This is a genomic window from Bacillus sp. FJAT-27245, assembly GCF_001273955.1.
In the GTDB taxonomy this organism is placed as follows: Bacteria; Bacillota; Bacilli; order Bacillales; family Cytobacillaceae; genus Bacillus_D.
Genome location: NZ_LIGI01000001.1, coordinates 4098776 through 4115426 on the forward strand (window position 1 = coordinate 4098776; position 16651 = coordinate 4115426).

12 protein-coding genes are annotated in these 16651 nt (G+C 34.9%); all 12 read right to left on the reverse strand.

All coding sequences use genetic code 11. The annotated features are described in order from the left end of the window. Window positions 1-625 precede the first annotated feature (625 nt). Window positions 626-2038, reverse strand: coding sequence for a hypothetical protein (locus ADU24_RS20135; RefSeq protein WP_053368311.1), 1413 nt, complete (start codon window positions 2036-2038; stop codon window positions 626-628). 33 nt (window positions 2039-2071) lie between these two features. Further along, on the reverse strand, window positions 2072-3286 hold the full coding sequence (locus ADU24_RS20140; RefSeq protein ID WP_053368312.1) for a hypothetical protein: 1215 nt from the start codon (window positions 3284-3286) through the stop codon (window positions 2072-2074). A 34-nt stretch (window positions 3287-3320) separates the two neighbouring features. Next, complete coding sequence (locus tag ADU24_RS20145; protein WP_053368313.1) at window positions 3321-4463, reverse strand: glycosyltransferase family 4 protein; 1143 nt, start codon at window positions 4461-4463, stop codon at window positions 3321-3323. Then, a complete protein-coding gene (locus ADU24_RS20150) occupies window positions 4460-5668 on the reverse strand; it encodes a glycosyltransferase (RefSeq protein WP_053368314.1) in 1209 nt (402 codons plus the stop codon). The genes ADU24_RS20145 and ADU24_RS20150 overlap by 4 nt, the downstream gene beginning before the upstream one ends. A 49-nt stretch (window positions 5669-5717) precedes the next feature. After that, window positions 5718-6854 carry an N-acetyl sugar amidotransferase gene (locus ADU24_RS20155; RefSeq protein ID WP_053368315.1) on the reverse strand — a complete coding sequence of 379 codons (1137 nt, stop codon included), beginning with the start codon at window positions 6852-6854 and terminating at the stop codon, window positions 5718-5720. 12 nt (window positions 6855-6866) lie between these two features. Further along, window positions 6867-7991, reverse strand: a complete 1125-nt coding sequence (gene wecB, locus ADU24_RS20160) for a non-hydrolyzing UDP-N-acetylglucosamine 2-epimerase (RefSeq protein ID WP_053368316.1) — start codon at window positions 7989-7991, stop codon at window positions 6867-6869. A gap of 2 nt (window positions 7992-7993) precedes the next feature. After that, the gene (locus ADU24_RS20165; protein WP_053368317.1) at window positions 7994-9106 is read right to left on the reverse strand and encodes a capsular polysaccharide biosynthesis protein CapF; all 1113 of its coding nucleotides are present in this window, start codon (window positions 9104-9106) and stop codon (window positions 7994-7996) included. 14 nt (window positions 9107-9120) lie between these two features. Next, window positions 9121-10158 carry a nucleoside-diphosphate sugar epimerase/dehydratase gene (locus tag ADU24_RS20170; protein WP_053368318.1) on the reverse strand — a complete coding sequence of 346 codons (1038 nt, stop codon included), beginning with the start codon at window positions 10156-10158 and terminating at the stop codon, window positions 9121-9123. A gap of 3 nt (window positions 10159-10161) precedes the next feature. Then, window positions 10162-11349, reverse strand: coding sequence for a glycosyltransferase family 4 protein (locus tag ADU24_RS20175; protein WP_053368319.1), 1188 nt, complete (start codon window positions 11347-11349; stop codon window positions 10162-10164). A gap of 20 nt (window positions 11350-11369) precedes the next feature. After that, the gene (locus tag ADU24_RS22775) at window positions 11370-12263 is read right to left on the reverse strand and encodes an NAD-dependent epimerase/dehydratase family protein (protein WP_082306989.1); all 894 of its coding nucleotides are present in this window, start codon (window positions 12261-12263) and stop codon (window positions 11370-11372) included. Between the two features lie 13 nt (window positions 12264-12276). Next, window positions 12277-12915: a sugar transferase gene (locus ADU24_RS20185; RefSeq protein WP_053368320.1), complete on the reverse strand. Its 639-nt coding sequence runs from the start codon at window positions 12913-12915 to the stop codon at window positions 12277-12279. 270 nt (window positions 12916-13185) lie between these two features. Continuing rightward, on the reverse strand, window positions 13186-15003 hold the full coding sequence (locus ADU24_RS20190) for a polysaccharide biosynthesis protein (protein ID WP_053368321.1): 1818 nt from the start codon (window positions 15001-15003) through the stop codon (window positions 13186-13188). Between the last annotated feature and the right edge of the window lie 1648 nt (window positions 15004-16651).

Consider the following 16651-nt stretch of genomic DNA (forward strand, 5'->3'; position numbering starts at 1 on the left):
GGGTAAATGCGGATTTTTAGGAAATTCCGAAAAGTAAACATACCATAATTAGCCTTCATTTCACATTTCGCAGGTCTAATTAGACCCGTACTAATTTTTGAAGATAATTTTTTAAAAAAGTTCCGTTTGCCAACTGAGCCGACAATATTTCCGTTTTTCTTTTAATTGTCGGCTCCTTTCGACATGGTGCCGGCAGACCTCCAAGAACTTCAATTAAGCTTTGATTTTTTCCTGTAGGTTATACACGTAGATGGTCATATCATACCCGGCCAGACTGACGATCCGCTTTGTCTGGTCGCCGATGTTGTCCGGCAAGAAGCACATTGTCTGTCCTCCCTGGCGGATGACAATGAGACGGATATCCTGCAATTGTTCGAGGAGTACCTTCCGGTCGGAGCAAACAGTTTCCTGTTCTCTTTCAGGACCAAGGGCTTTTCCTGCTCTTCATTTTAGCCCTGATTCGGTATTCAAGTATCAAGTATTCCGTAGAAGATTGCGGAGTCTTAACGAAGACGGCGTCAATCATTTGTTCCTCCTTCAACAGCCATATTTCGAAACGTACTAAACTAAAAGAGCTCCTTGGGAAGGATGAGGGAGAAAGAATGATATGAACTCTTGCCCTTCTTTAAGGTGAATTTCTCCAATTGCCAAAGGCTATGTTATGGAACCTATTTATTTTTATTTTCTCAGCTTTAAAACTTTCTTGGTCTAATAACAATATTATTAATGATAAAAATATACCCCCAGTTAATAACAAAGTAAGCAGGTCTCCGTCATTTAACATATAAAATGGATATATTAAAAAAGCAAAAACAAAGTTTTTATTTAATCCTCTTGATAGTAAATCAATTAACCATAAGATTAAAATTAATATGAAAGTCATTATTATCATACCGGCAAAACCCAAGTTATCAAAGGCATAGGCTAAATATCCGGTACTACTGTTACTATTCCCCATACCAAAATAACTATTTACAACATATCCCGTTGGTACATCATATGGATATGTTAAACCTAATATTTGTCCGATTAACCCTTCAGAATAGAATAATTTATCTAAGTGCTTACTAAACACTTCATAATGTTGAAATTTAATTATTGCCGGCTCAAACAATAATCGAGTTGGTATGATAGCTAATGGCATTACAGACACCTTTAACAAATACAATAGAACTGAAACAACAATTGACAATTTTATGCCGTACATAATACTTTTTAAGAAATTGTACTTTTGTAAGAATAAACACAAACCCAAAATTAAAAAAACTGATAGTATTATTTCTTTATAAGGGATAATAAAATAAAGTGATACTTGTAACCCTAAAAACACATAAAACAATCTTTTTTTCTTTAAAGCAAAGGAAGAAATAATCATATAAGGATTTATTATTCTATATTGCCAAGATGTCAAATATTCCAAGAAAACAAAAGGATAAACTAAATTCTTTCTTATATCGTAAACTTTTGAAAAATCAATTGCTTCTAAATGTATGCCGTTGAATAGCAATAAAGTTGAATAAGTTACTGCAGTACAGATAAAAAATAGAGTAAGTAATAAATTTCTGCTATTTGGGATTTTAGGCAGGTGAAGATTATTTGTTATTCTAGGCAGATTAAATTTATTTATGATTTTAGCCAGTTTAAATTTTTTTTTCATTTTGGGCAGGTTAAGATTATTATTAATTAATCTTATTACTACAATCTCCAACACAAAGCATATCATGACCATCAGCATAAAATTGGAAGAATGGTTTCCAATTCCATATATTGATAGAATTGGTATAATCATAGTTATTGCATGAAGCTGCAGGATCATAAATGAGACTTTATCTTTGCTTTTTGGTAGTAACCAAGCAATGATTAGTAAAAATCCCCAGGACAAAATATATTTTTTGTAATTAAAGTCGACAGTATGCCCCCCGTTTTCATAAATTGGATTAATAAACCAAAGGTAAACCAATTCTAGAATCAATTTATAAACAGCAATTCCCACATAAGAATAAACACTAGAAATATTATCTAGCACTTTTGTACGCATATTTATTCTTTCATCTCCTTAAAAGTGCATAGATTACAGATATGCTTTTTCAACTTGGGGAGTAAAAGTCCTTATCCCGGCAAAATACAGCATAAAAACTTTTATTGAATTTGCACATATTGCAGCCACACATATTCCCCACAATCCAGAAGAATTTAGCAGTAAAATGCTAAGTATTAGATACACGATTAAATATATTAGCTCAATAGTAAACGGCCAATGACTGGGTGAATACTTAAGGACGAATGGAGTTGCCATAGTTGCTGCCACTCCAATAACAGCTGCTAGATTAGCTAAAAACAGGTAAGGTTCGGCTGAATCAATAAGAGTAGGATATAGGATGCCGGTAATCCAGTAAGAGTACTGGTTCGAAAGAATAAGGAATATTAGGGCCGTTCCTAAAAAAAGAATATTAATAGAAGTGAATTTTTTCCTATTCATATTAAAACCCTTTTGGGAAAAGTAACTCAGCAGGACTCCTGCAATCGGAGTAACCACTAAACCCAAACTTTTTCCAAAGAAAGCGGCTGTTGTATAAATTGAAACAGACTCACTCCCTAGGATGGGAAAAATCATAAATCGATCTAAGTATACAGATAAATTAGCCAGTAAACCTGTAAAAACCAGGAAAATATATTTAGTAAATGTTTTTTTAAATAGTATGGTAAGTTTAAATGGTTCTTTTAAAAGTTTTGTAGTAAAAAGCAAAAATATGCAGGCCCACAGCTCTCCCACAAGAAATGGTAATACCCATTTACTAATTTTGAAAACCAGTAAGATTCCAAGTAAATAACCAACACTAGTTATAAGGTTTAAGTAAACAACCATTTTAAAATTCAGATGTAAACGATAGGATACACTTAAATATGATTTTATTAGCATTAAAACTGCCAGAAAACATATCAAGATATTATCCAGCAGGATTAATTTAAATAACGAATTGCCCAGGATAAAGATAACAATGAATGAGATAATGTTACCCCAAATTAATAAGATGTTGAAATCGCCAAATTTTTTCTCATCCACATAACTCGTATTTTGAATTAACCTAGTATTATTTAAAGTATTTCCAAAAATAGCCGAAACAATATTTACTACTGCAATCATTGTTAATAATTCACCAAATATACCCGCATCAAATTTTCGGGCGAAAATTGGAAATATAATGATTTGCAGCATAATAATTGGGATTATAGATGCAAAAATATTGCTCCCAAAGTCTAATATTAACTTTTTTATTTTGAACATAATTTAAATGAGATCCTTTTCCCTTTGTCTTAAGTTATCCATATAACCGGGAAGCTAGCTTTCGATAATCTAAAAGGTCATAAGCTACGCCGTATGATGCCTTACTCATTTCCTTTAAAATCTCCGGATCATTTTCAATACTCAAAAATACATTTACTATATCATCTAATGTTTTAACAAAATATCCATTATTTTTTAAATAGAGTTCATGACTCTTATATGGGTAAAGCATCACTGGACAGCCACAGCAAATAGCATTTTGCATTGTTGCTGATTGGCTTCCAGGTTGAAGATACATATCTGCGGCACATAAATAATTTAGCAATTCATTTCCATTTTTCCATCCTAAAAATTTTATTCTATCATCGGATTTAATTAAAGGAAAAATCTCCTCTGACGTATTTTCAGGAAAAGCACCTATAAGAATAAGCCTAAATTTTTTATCTTTTACTTTTAAAAATGCTGTTAACAAATCTTTTGTTCGTTTTTCCATACTCATTTTTCCAGAATGGACAAATACAATATGTTCTTCGGTTATACCTAATTCTTTTCGAACATTTTCCCTGATTTCACTTCGTTCTAAAGGATGTATTATAAGGCCACCTAAAGGAAAAAATTCCATTAAATCGGAAGGTACATTATATAATTCCTTAAGAAAAGTACGGGATTCAAAACTAACATAAAAAACTTTATCAATAACTGGGAGAATTTTTTTTACGATAGCTCTATTAAAAATTTTATATTGTAAGTATTTTGAAATAAAATTCCTAGCTGAATTATTAAAGTCCTCATGACTATCAATGTATAATTTTACCTTAGGATTATTCATTTTATATTTAGCTACAGATAACATTTCCCACCCTATCATTCCATGATACAAAATGATATCAGGTGAAATTTCTACGATGGTATCAAATAAAGCTGAAACCTTTCTAACTTTACCTGTAATTAAAGCATTTATTACTCTGTCGTATTCTAAACGTATTAGTCTTATACCATTTGGGAGAACTTTATCTTCAGCATTGGTTTTTACCATTTTACCTTTTTCATATTTATAACAATCAGAAATTACTGTAACATCATGTCCATCCGTAATATTTTGATCTGAAAGGAAATTTTCTTGATAATTCATTCCTTCTGTAAAAGCTGATGCCAAACATACATGTAATATCTTCATTTCTCCTCCAGATAGAGACTTAAATATTTTTTGTACATAACATCTTTGGAATAATTTAAAGATCCATATTTAGAACATTCCTGCTTCGATTTTAAATGTTTCCTATTAACAAGTGCTTTATTTAAAGTAGTCTCAAGAAGATCTAAGTCTCCATAGGGCACAAATATTCCGTAACCATCAGGAGCAGTTTCTCTTGTCCCCCCCTCATCAAATCCAATGATTGGGGTTCCACAGGCTAAAGATTCTATGCAAGTTGTGGGAAAATTTTCCTTTTCGCTGCATATTATAAAAATATCAGCTAATGAGTAATACTCCGCAAGCTCGTGTTGATTAGTAATCTTCCCTAACGCAATAATATTATCTTCATACGGCTGATCTAATTCTTCGACGCCAATTAATATAAACTTTACCTTCTGGTCTTTCATCCGTTTTGCTAATTCTATTACCCAACGACCACCTTTACGATTAGAAAGTAAATCTGGTGCCGCTGCAAGAACTATTTTTTCATCTATTATATTATGCTTGATTTTAAGATGGTCAACTTCCCTTGGAAAAAACACATTATTAGTATCAATCCCATTGTGTATTACCCTTATATCTTTCCGACCCAAAAAAGATTCTCTAGTTCTGTCTGCTAGCCAATTAGAAGGAGTTACAATTGTTAGCTTTTCAAAGTCTTCAAATAAATGTTTCTTTTCATTAAACATTTCTTTTGTAAAATCAAAAAAAAGAGAAGCTGGATATTCTCTTAATCTAGGACACTTACCACATTCAGTCTTCCACTTGTTGCAATCGTAAGCATAACCACATTTTCCTGTATACATAAATTCACAATGGAACGTCCATATAGTTTTAATGTTCTTTTCCTTCAAGTAGTTTATTACTGGAGAAATGTTTACGAAATAACCATGCAATTCATGGATATGGACAACATCTGGATTAAAATCTTCTAGCAATTTTAATAATTTCTTTGTTGAAAAACGGGAGTAGTTCCCAGTTTTTCCTGTTAATCTTGTTAAGAGTGCATGAGCGTAAACTTCTGATTTATTACTAAATTTATATACTTCAAAATCATTTGTTTCAGAACCCCTTCCATAACAAACCCTTACACTATGGCCATCCCTATTTAAATTAGTATATAAATCATGAACAATTTTACCAGTACTGCTAAATTTATAATTTACATCTATTATTAAAACTTTCATGGACTATACATCCTCACTATTTTCATTACAATGATCTTTTATAATTTCCCTATCGGAAATTCCGTTTTTCCACTCCCAATTTTCTCGCTATTTTAATCGAAAGTTCAATCAACCCTAAAGAATTTTTATAATCTTTATAAGTCTTGTTTTCACCGTTAATTATTTCTTCGAATTCGGATTTGGAGATACCTAACTTACTTGCGATATATTCCTTATCTTCTTGCATAACCTCTTCGTCATAAGGTGACTCTGCCAGCTTTTGCAATGCTTCTTCCCTAGTCATTTGCCCAGTTAAAATTAAATTAGAAAAGTATGATTTTCTTTTGTCATATCCGAATTTCTTTGGTAAATAATATCCCTCATAAAACCTCGTAAAGATATTTTCATAATGCTTATTCTCATATTTTTGCCAGCCAAATTTGTCATACAATTCCTTTTCGGCTGCATCCTTATCATAATGAATAATATCTAAAGGAGCTACACGTTTCATTCCCTTAATGTAAGCATAGTTCAATCTATACTTAAACATGCCGCACATTGGAAGTGTCTTTAATTTAATCGTCCCAAATTGATTGTGGATGTCCTTTATTAATGTTAAGTCGTTAAGATGTACCCATTCAATTGGCGGTCTAACAGCTTCAGTCGCAATATTAGATCCTGTTAAGACATATTTAATTCCATGCTTGACTGCATAATTGTATAACCCAGCAAATATTACATGATCTTGAGGAAGATCCTGATAGGCAACTTGAGACTTAAAAAAAGCGAGCTGCAGATCTTTCATTTCCTCCCAATTAACCGTTTCGGTATACAAATCCAAATCCAATGCTTTAACAAGTCTCTCCATATTTTCTACAGCTACGTCTAAATTCCATCCAGTGTCAACCGAATAGAGCAATGGTCTTAAACCCATTTTTTCTTTAGCGATGTAAGCCAGGTATGAACTATCCGTACCACCACTGAATCCAATGATACAATCATATTTTTTTCCTTTACCTGCTTCACGAATCTCATTTGAGATTCTTTCTAGTTCTGCATCATTAGTCCTGTTTGGCTGCCAGTGCGGCAGGATGTCATTATAATAGCTATTACAATAATCACAAACGCCTTTTTCATCAAAAATAATTTTACTATCAGTCGTATCCATCACACAGTTTGTACAAATTTGATGCTCTCGGTTTTCCATTTTCCGCTCTCCTTACTTACTCCAGACAACCCTATTTATATAATCTGTATAAGACAGTATGATTCTTAGTACCTTATCGGAAACGTTTGGCATACTATAATCAGAAACTGTTCTCAATGTATCAGATTCTTGCGTTTCTAATATCTCCAACCCTTGTAAAATTCTTTCACTCTTCAACCCCGTCATCATAACCGATGCTTCTTCCATTGCTTCAGGTCTTTCATGGGCTTGTCTAATATTAAGAGCTCTAAAACCTAAAATTGAAGATTCTTCACTGATCGTTCCACTATCACTAAGTACTGCTTTAGCTTTTATTTGAAGTTTCACATAATCGTTGAATCCTAATGGTTTCAATGTCTTTACAAGGGGATTAAATTCAATTCCTTTAGTTTCAATCATTTTTTTTGTTCTCGGATGCGTACTTACAATTACTGGCATGCCGTACTTTTCCGCAATAGCATTTAGACTGCCAACTAAATCAAGGAAATTAGTTTCCGAGCTTATATTTTCTTCCCTATGGGCTGAAACAACAAAGAAATTTCCTTCTGTAAGTTGTAATCTTTCTAGTACATTTGATTCCGCAATCGAAATTTTTCTAGAATTTAAAACCTCAAACATTGGGCTGCCAATCTTAATAACTCTATCAGCTGGAAGACCCTCTCTTAGTAAATATTCTCTAGCAATGTCACTGTATGTTAAGTTGATATCTGCTATATGATCAACAATTTTTCTATTTGTTTCTTCTGGCACTCTTTGGTCAAAGCATCTATTTCCAGCTTCCATGTGAAAGATTGGAATTTGCTTTCTTTTTGCCGCAATAGCACATAAGCAGCTATTCGTATCTCCCAATACTAAAAAAGCATCTGGTTTTACCTCTTCAAGTATTGGATCGATTTTAATCAAAATATTCCCAACCGTTTCAATTGCAGATCCAGTAGCAGCATCAAGAAAATAATCGGGTTTTTTTAGATTAAAGTCATTAATGAAAACTTCATTTAATTCGTAGTCATAATTCTGCCCTGTATGGACAAGTGTATGATCTATTGCATTCGATTCTTCCAATTTATTTATAACAGCCGATAGCCTGATGATTTCCGGCCTTGTACCCACAACTGTCATGACTTTTAGTTTTTTCATTACTATACCTCCACAAAATATGTGTCCGGTTTAGTTGGGTCAAAGCACTCATTCGCCCACATTACTGTTACCAGGTCACTTACTCCTATATTCACAATAGAGTGTGTATATCCAGTAGGAATATCAACAACTTGTAATTTTTCCCCACTAACTCTATATTCTATGATTTCATCGGAATCAATTTTTTTAAAGCGAATCAAACCTTCTCCACTAACAACTAGAAATTTTTCGTTTTTCGTATGATGCCAATGATTGCCCTTTGTAATCCCGGGTTTTGATACATTGATAGACACTTGCCCTCTATCAGCAGTTCTTATAAATTCTGTAAAAGAGCCTCTATGATCACAATTCATTTTAAGATCATATGAAAATTGATTTTCGGGTAAAAAACTTAAATAAGTACTATAAAGTTTTTTTGTAAGAGGATCCTGCATATTTGGAATGTATAAACTTGTTCTGCTTTCCTTGAACCCCATTATTAATTTTGCCAATTCTCCAAGCTTGATAGTATGTGTTATAGGCACTATACAAAAATCGTCCTCTTGCATAGTAGGGTTTCCCTCAAGCGCGCTCATAAATTCTTCTAATACATCGTCTATATAACAAAGGGTTAGTTCTGCGTCTGGATTGCTAATTTGTATATCGAGGCCTCTTGCTATATTATGACAAAAAGTAGCTACTACCGTATTGTAGTTCGGCCTACTCCACTTACCGAATAAGTTTGGCAATCGATATACATATACTTTATTATCCGTTTCATAAGAATAATTAAATAATAAATCCTCGACAGCTTTTTTACTTCTGCCATAAGGATTATCCATTGTTGCTTGAATCGAAGAAGTTATCAGGACAGGCGCTTTATTATTATGTTTTTTCAGTAGATCTAATAATTGAGTCGTAAAACCCAAATTACCCTTAATGAATTCATCTTCATTTTTCGGCCTGTTAACTCCAGCTAAATGGAAAACAAAATCACACTCTTTCGCATATGTTTCAAGGAGTAAAGGATCAGTTTCCCTAGTAAATTCAAATAAATCGTTATATCCCTTGTTTTTCAGTTCTGCGACAAGATTTTTCCCTACAAAACCATTTGAACCCGTTACAAGAATTTTCATGAAAATTACCACCTTTATTTCATTGCAGGAACCTTTTTATTCCATTGTTTTAATTCATTTTGCACATAATCCAATTCTAGTAATTTTTCTTTAATTTGCTCTACGTTAAGTATTTGTGTATTATCCGAATTATACTCTTTTCCAGAGGAAAGCTTATAATTTCCCTCGGCAAAGTACTTATCATAGTTAAGATCCCGTTGATCCGCAGGCACCTTATAAAAACCAGGTAAACCCTCTGCTTTTACATATTCCTCTTTAGTAAGAAGCGTTTCGTATCTTTTTTCTCCATGACGAGTACCTATAATTTTTATTTCATTTTTCGCATTAAACAATTCTTTTATAGCTTGAGCAAGATCTCCGATAGTGCTGGCAGGTGATTTTTGTACCATAATATCCCCCGCTAGGGCATGCTTGAACGCAAAAACTACTAACTCAACGGCCTCCTCAAGAGTCATGAGAAATCTTGTCATATTTGGATCTGTTACGGTGATGGGCTCGCCATTTTTTATTTGTTCTATAAATAATGGAATAACCGAACCGCGAGAAGCCATTACATTACCATATCGAGTTCCGCATATTAATGTCCTTTCAGGATTAACCGTTTTCGATTTAGCAATAAATACTTTTTCCATCATCGCCTTCGATATCCCCATAGCATTAATTGGGTAAGCCGCTTTATCTGTTGAAAGACAAATAACTTTTTTCACTCCGTAATCAATGGCCGCTGTCAATACATTATCCGTACCAATTATATTTGTTTTTACAGCTTCAAGTGGGAAAAACTCGCATGAAGGAACCTGCTTTAACGCTGCGGCATGAAAAATATAATCAACCCCATGCATCGCATTTTTAATGCTCGCTAAATCCCTGATATCCCCAATGTAAAATTTGAGTTTGTCATTTTTATAAAGCTTCCGCATATCATCTTGCTTCTTTTCATCACGAGAAAAAATTCTTATTTCACTTATATTTGTTTTTAAAAATCTCTTCATCACTGCATGTCCAAAAGAACCGGTACCACCAGTAATGAGTAAAGTTTTACCTTTAAACATTCATTATCCCTCCAATTTAGTCAGGGCCTCTTCTAATAGTGACATAAATCTTTGTTTACTAAAGTTTTTGCTATAAAATTCATTGGAGTTTTGAGCCATTACTTCTTTCTCGTCACTATTACAGAACTGTACGATTTTTTCAGCTAATTGAACATAATCTTCAGCAGAGCAACATAACCCGCACTCAGCCTTTTTAATTAGTCGATTAGTCTCACCGTTTATTGCGCCAATTATCGGTTTACCAGCAGCCATATACGATTGCACTTTACCTGGGAGCGTGTAAGATATAAATTTGTTGTTTTTTAAGGTGACTAACATTGCATCCGCTAACCCATAAAAATACGGCATTTCGCTTAAAGGCCTTCTTCCATAGAAGATAATATTTTCCAAATTTAGTTTCTTGGCAAGATCCTTACATTCTTCTAATCTAGATCCATCTCCTACTATATGAAACTTAATATTTGAACGTTCACGTAATTCATTTGCTGCTTTAACTATTGTATCCACGCTCTGCATATCACCAATATTTCCCGCAAACACAAAATTATATATACCATCATCAACAACCGAAATGGATTCAGCAAATATTTCTTCCGCATATTGCGGTATATGGTATATTTCACCATTACTAATATTAAGAACACTTTTAAAATAGTCTTTAAACATGCTAGATGTGACCGCTATGGAATCTGCCGAGGAATAAATCCATTTTGATATATTCTTAAAAATTTTATAAATCACTGAATTTTCTCTTATACCGCCAGCAGCTAAACTCTCCGGCCATAAATCCAGACAATAAAGTAATATCTTTTTCTTATGCTTTTTCTTGTAAACAATGGCCGGTATGCCCATCATAACAGGCGAAAGCTGATTCACTAATATCACGTCAAAATTTCCCTTTAAAAAAAGTGCCTTAAACGAACCAGATACAGCAAAGCTAAGATAATTTAAAAAGAGTTTTATCTTATTATTTCCACGGCCTATTTCAAAACTGCGGATAACCTTCACACCATTTAAAATTTCATTCCTTTTCTGCCCATACCGATATCCATCAAGAACTTTTCCCTCTGGATAATTTGGAAGGCCAGTTAGCACTGTTACATCATGTCCCATTTTCACTAATGATTCACAGATGTCTGAAATGCGAAAAGGTTCCGGATAGTAATATTGGCAGACAACAAGAATCTTCATACTAAATTGTCCTCCAGCTTCTATTTCACCTTTGTTAGATACTCTTTAATTTCAAGCTTTAATCCTTCAGAAAGAGGCATGGGCTTATAACCAAAATCCTTCGCGGCTTTTTCATGCGGAAAACTTCTGTCTTCTCCCATCCTCTGAACCTTCTCTATAAAATCAATCTTTCCGAACGAACATACTTTAAGAATTCTTGCCAAAATGACGCCTATTTCCAATGGTACACTGATAAATGTAGTCTTCTTATCTAAAATGCGGCCAATCAACTTAAATAAATCCTTCATTGAAATTGGCTTTTCACCAGATAAAATATAATCACCATTTAAAATATGTGCCTTCATTAGCACTTGATAATATGCCTTACCCAAATCTCTTCCATTAACTGGTTGGATCTGGTTTCTTCCATGATTTATGATTGGAAACAACTTTAACTTATCAACCATTTTTATAAAAACAATCATATTTCTGTCATTGATGTTTCCATAAATCATAGTAGGCCTTAAAAAGACGACACCAATTTTTGAGTTGTTTTCTTGTTTGATACTTTCAATATTTTGTTCTATATGCTTATATTCTTCTGACGCACTTTTATATTTGGAATAAATACCAGTTGTATGGACTAGAATTGCTCTCTTAACACCGTTTTTAATGGCTGCTTTGATAACAGTTACCGAATAAAATATCGAAGCTATATGCACGACAGTGTCAATTCCACTCAATGCGCTGTTCATAGTCTCTTGATTCTCTAGATCTCCAATTACTACTTCAATGTTTAAACCTGAATTATCCAATAATGATCTATCAGAATTATTTCGGACAATACAACGAATCGGGCCATCATATTTGTCTTTAATTAGCACTTGTAAAAAATGTCTTCCACTATGCCCGGTGATCCCTGTAACCAATATCATTTTTTCTCCACCTTTATGACTTACCTGCAGAACCTGTGTATTTAGTACTTGCAACTTCCTTTATTGTACTAGTTCCACCTTCGACAACCCCATCACTCTTAATTACACTTACTATAGTTCCAAAAAAACATTTGATATCCATCCACAGGCCAAATTGTTGAACATAGTCTCCATCCAACTTTGCCTTGACATCGATAGGTAACTCATCTCGCCCATTAATCTGTGCCCAACCGGTCAATCCAGGTAGCACATTATTAGCATTGTATTTATCTCTTTCCGCAATCAAATCATACTGATTCCACAATGCCGGACGTGGTCCAATAATACTCATTTGGCCAATAAATATATTCCAAATTTGCGGTAACTCATCAAGCGATGTCTTCCTTAGAAACTTGCCAATTTTCGTAATATACTGGTCAGGTTTATCCAATAAGTGAGTAGGAATGTCCTTTGGCGTATCGATTCTCATAGTACGGAATTTTAATATATTGAAATGGCTTTTATTTATTCCAACTCGTCTTTGCATAAAAAGTACTGGACCCTTTGATTCCATTTTTATAGCTATTACTATAATCAAAAAAATCGGTAATAAAAGGATTAGTGCCACGAGGGATAGGGTAATATCAATAAGTCTTTTAATTTTCGGATACATGTTTGTAACACTCCCAAATAAGCTTATGACCAAAATCAGAATGATATTGAATTCTAGTTCTCTTTCCACCAACCGTTTAAGCGACAAAATTCAGCCCGTAAAACTGAAGATTTTGCAGTATAGTTAAAGCCTAAAAAAACTTATGGATAATCTTTCCGGTTTTCAATGTTCTTTTAAAATAACGAATTTAAATACAAAAAAATTACTCCCACCTAAAATCACACTAAAGTAGGAGCAATTGGTCGTTTTTCGATGTCTATCCCAATTAGATTACTTCACCAAGCTAAGAGTTATATTCTTTTTTCGGTTGGCCAAATTAACCACAAATTTCTTCATATTATCATTCGAAAAATGCTCAAATCTCTCCAGGAGGTACTCAATTTCCTCTTCCTGTTCAAGCACCGCTTTCCCGATAAAAATCTTTGGATAAATTGGTACAGGGTGGACTTCTTTTTCATTAAGAAGTTCCTCAAACATCTTTTCACCGGGACGAATTCCAGAGTATTTAATCCCGATTTCTTCTATTGTATAACCCGACAGTTTGATAAGGTTTTTGGCTAGGTCTACAATCTTCACCGGTTCACCCATATCAAGAACAAATATTTCCCCTCCCTTAGCGAGGGCACCAGCCTGAATAACCAATCGTGAAGCTTCCGGGATGGTCATAAAGTAGCGTGTCATGTCTGGGTGAGTAACGGTAACCGGACCGCCAGCCTGGATTTGCTTTTTAAATAATGGAATGACGCTGCCACGGCTGCCGAGGACGTTTCCGAACCGAACCGCGACAAACTTTGTTTCACTTTCCTGGTCAAGCTTCTGAATAATCATTTCGGCAATTCGTTTAGTAGAACCCATAACATTTGTTGGATTGACCGCCTTGTCTGACGAAATAAGGACAAATGTTTTTACTCCAAACGTTTCTGCGGCTTCCGCAACGTTCTTTGTGCCAAACACATTGTTTTTAACAGCTTCCCTTGGATTGTATTCCATTAAAGGCACATGTTTATGGGCAGCCGCATGGTAAACAACGTCGGGCAGATGTTCTTCCATTACCTCAAACATCCGGTTCCGATCCTTGATGTCCCCTATTACCGGAATGATTTCAATCTTATCTCCGTACAATCTTCGCAATTCCATATCAATCAGATAAATGCTGTTCTCCCCGTGGCCAAGGAGAACAATTTTTGCAGGAGAAAAGCTGCAAATCTGACGGCAGATTTCCGAACCGATAGAACCGCCGGCTCCTGTTACAAGTACAGTGTTACCAAAAATATTACCAGAGATTCTCTCCATATCCAGCTTTACTGGCTCCCGTCCAAGCAAATCCTCCACCTCAACGTCCCGTACGTGAGTGGATACCTTCCCAGTCATAAGATCCTCCAGCTTAGGAAGGATTTGCGTTTTTGCCTTTGTTTTAGAACATTCTGTAAAAATCCGGTTAAGCTCAGCTTTATTCAAAGAAGGAATAGCAATGATAATATTGTCAACGCCTAAATTTCTAACTGCTGCCTGTATGGAGTCAATCCCGCCAATCACCGGAATATCCAGGAAATGGAGCTTTTGCTTCCTCACGTCATCATCAATGAAAGCAACCGGACACAATTCTGCATCAGGACTTTTCACAAGCTGTCTAACAACCATGCGTCCCGCTGACCCCGCTCCGATTATTAAAGCTTTTTTCTTTGCTTTATTCTTGTATAAATATGAATCACGAATTGTCCGCCAAAAAAAACGCGATCCACCAATAGCCAGAATATATGTCATCCACGTACTTATTAGTGCCCGAAAGTAAAAACCATGATTGACCAAATGTTCCGTCATCGCCGTTACAATTACAGATAATGTTACAGCTTTTACTATTGCAAACAGTTCAGCAGTACTCGCATATTCCCATGCCTTTTTATACAGCCCATAATAAAAAGAAAAAATATGGTGGCTTATAAGCATCGTTATTGCGCTGACTGAAATTGTACCGAAAGATGTTATTCCCAAAGATGGGTGGAGCGGAATGTAGCTGATATACACCGCAGAGAGGACCAAAACCGAATCGATAAAAATAAGCAGTGCCAGGCGGGATTTGTAAGTCACTTATTCATTTCCCCCTTTAACTCTAATATGCTAACAATAATCCCCAAAATAAATACCTAATGAAAAAATAGAATTGTAAATTACTGTTCTTTCATTAGGTATCTATCTATAAAAATTTGGGCATCTAACCCCCCCTCACACTATGCAATTGACGACTGGCGTCTAAGGAGGGTAAAGTCCCACTGCATAGCCGAGTACCTACATGGATAACGGACAGGAGGCATCTCCGTTTGGCATTTGCCAAAAGTATTTCACCATATTTGTTTGTTGAAAAATGCCAAATATCCTTTATTCCTGATTTGTTCCGGCTCTTCTTTGTAATTATTTTTATCAAGTAAGCAATTCGGCATTTTCTTGGAGAGTATAACTTCTCCTCTAATACCTAGTAACCTAGCGGAAAATGAACTCACAGGATTTGTGAGCATCAAGGATAAAAATATTAACAATGCATATCAATCATTGACAACAGCTCTGTTCCACTTTCCACAATTTCACAAAATACATATTTACATTTTAACCTCTAATATAGCTCTAGTAAAGGGAGATTCCATATATGTAAATTTTAACCATAGTAAATCAATGGTTTTTGGGATTGATTAATTCCACCACTCCTACATGTTTGCTTTCGCAGCTTACAAACTTTCCTTTGATATAACCGTCTTATTTCACTATTAACGAAAATGATTCTAAGATTGGTTCGATAATATTATGCATCGGTCAAAGTACCGGAGAAGTGTCGAATATTTCCCTGCTGTGCGAATGTTACGACCAAATTGGAGATAGTCGTTGATTTTCCTTCTCCTGAGACGGAGGAGGTTATCATCAGTTTATGAATTTGATAGTCAACAACGGAATAATGAGGATTAGTACAGGCGCCTTATATATCAGCGGATAGTCATAAGCACAGTAATAAAGGTAATTGCAGCGGTGATACCAAAAATCACTTATATCCGTTTATTAATCTTCTCAAGCAATTCTTTTAATCTAATTGTTTATTATATCTCGATCCCTAGCTTGGTATCTTTCTTTGTAAAATTTATCATCATTTGTCATAGTTTAAGAAAAAATGGCAGATTTTTTAATTACCCTCTATGTTAATTTAACAATTTTTTCAGGAAAAGGAAAGATGTTTTTCTATTTTGCAAAACAAAATACTCAACTATCGCACACTTGAACATCTAATTTTCGGCCGGCAGCCCCAGTGACCATCCGGAGCGCCCCAAGGGGGATGCCTACAAGGGATGCCACATCTATAACCGCCGGAGTCTCGGTGTCCAGAATGCCTTTGGAACGACCTATCAGAGGGTTGGTAAATGGGATGTAAACAGTTGGTAAATTCCTTGTCGAAGAGTGGTAAAAAGCCGTGGCCGTAATCTTAGCGAACTGTCGAAATGTGCTAAGCACGGAATTCGTCAAAGCCCTGATTGTTTGTGGCTCAAAGTTGGTTGTTCTTTCGCGCGGTTTTCACATTTGAAATCCTGGGAACAAACCGGTTTATAATTCCTGGCAGCCAGTTCCAGATGGTCCCGTGGAGCTTCGTGAAGGGTTCTAGTCCGCTTTGCAGTACTTCTTCCTTCCCATTCTGCCAGATGTGAAATCGCCTCCTCAAAGTCTTTAGACGGTAAGAGGCGCTGATTTTTGGTGAAGC

What these genes read in the sequence shown, in the direction of transcription:
- ADU24_RS20135 (WP_053368311.1), bottom strand. Translation starts at nt 2,038, where the DNA reads ATGCGTACAAAAGTGCTAGATAATATTTCTAGTGTTTATTCTTATGTG.
- ADU24_RS20185 (WP_053368320.1), bottom strand. Translation starts at nt 12,915, where the DNA reads ATGTATCCGAAAATTAAAAGACTTATTGATATTACCCTATCCCTCGTG.
- wecB (WP_053368316.1), bottom strand. Translation starts at nt 7,991, where the DNA reads ATGAAAAAACTAAAAGTCATGACAGTTGTGGGTACAAGGCCGGAAATC.
- ADU24_RS20175 (WP_053368319.1), bottom strand. Translation starts at nt 11,349, where the DNA reads ATGAAGATTCTTGTTGTCTGCCAATATTACTATCCGGAACCTTTTCGC.
- ADU24_RS20170 (WP_053368318.1), bottom strand. Translation starts at nt 10,158, where the DNA reads ATGTTTAAAGGTAAAACTTTACTCATTACTGGTGGTACCGGTTCTTTT.
- ADU24_RS20145 (WP_053368313.1), bottom strand. Translation starts at nt 4,463, where the DNA reads ATGAAGATATTACATGTATGTTTGGCATCAGCTTTTACAGAAGGAATG.
- ADU24_RS20140 (WP_053368312.1), bottom strand. Translation starts at nt 3,286, where the DNA reads ATGTTCAAAATAAAAAAGTTAATATTAGACTTTGGGAGCAATATTTTT.
- ADU24_RS20165 (WP_053368317.1), bottom strand. Translation starts at nt 9,106, where the DNA reads ATGAAAATTCTTGTAACGGGTTCAAATGGTTTTGTAGGGAAAAATCTT.
- ADU24_RS20155 (WP_053368315.1), bottom strand. Translation starts at nt 6,854, where the DNA reads ATGGAAAACCGAGAGCATCAAATTTGTACAAACTGTGTGATGGATACG.
- ADU24_RS22775 (WP_082306989.1), bottom strand. Translation starts at nt 12,263, where the DNA reads ATGATATTGGTTACAGGGATCACCGGGCATAGTGGAAGACATTTTTTA.
- ADU24_RS20150 (WP_053368314.1), bottom strand. Translation starts at nt 5,668, where the DNA reads ATGAAAGTTTTAATAATAGATGTAAATTATAAATTTAGCAGTACTGGT.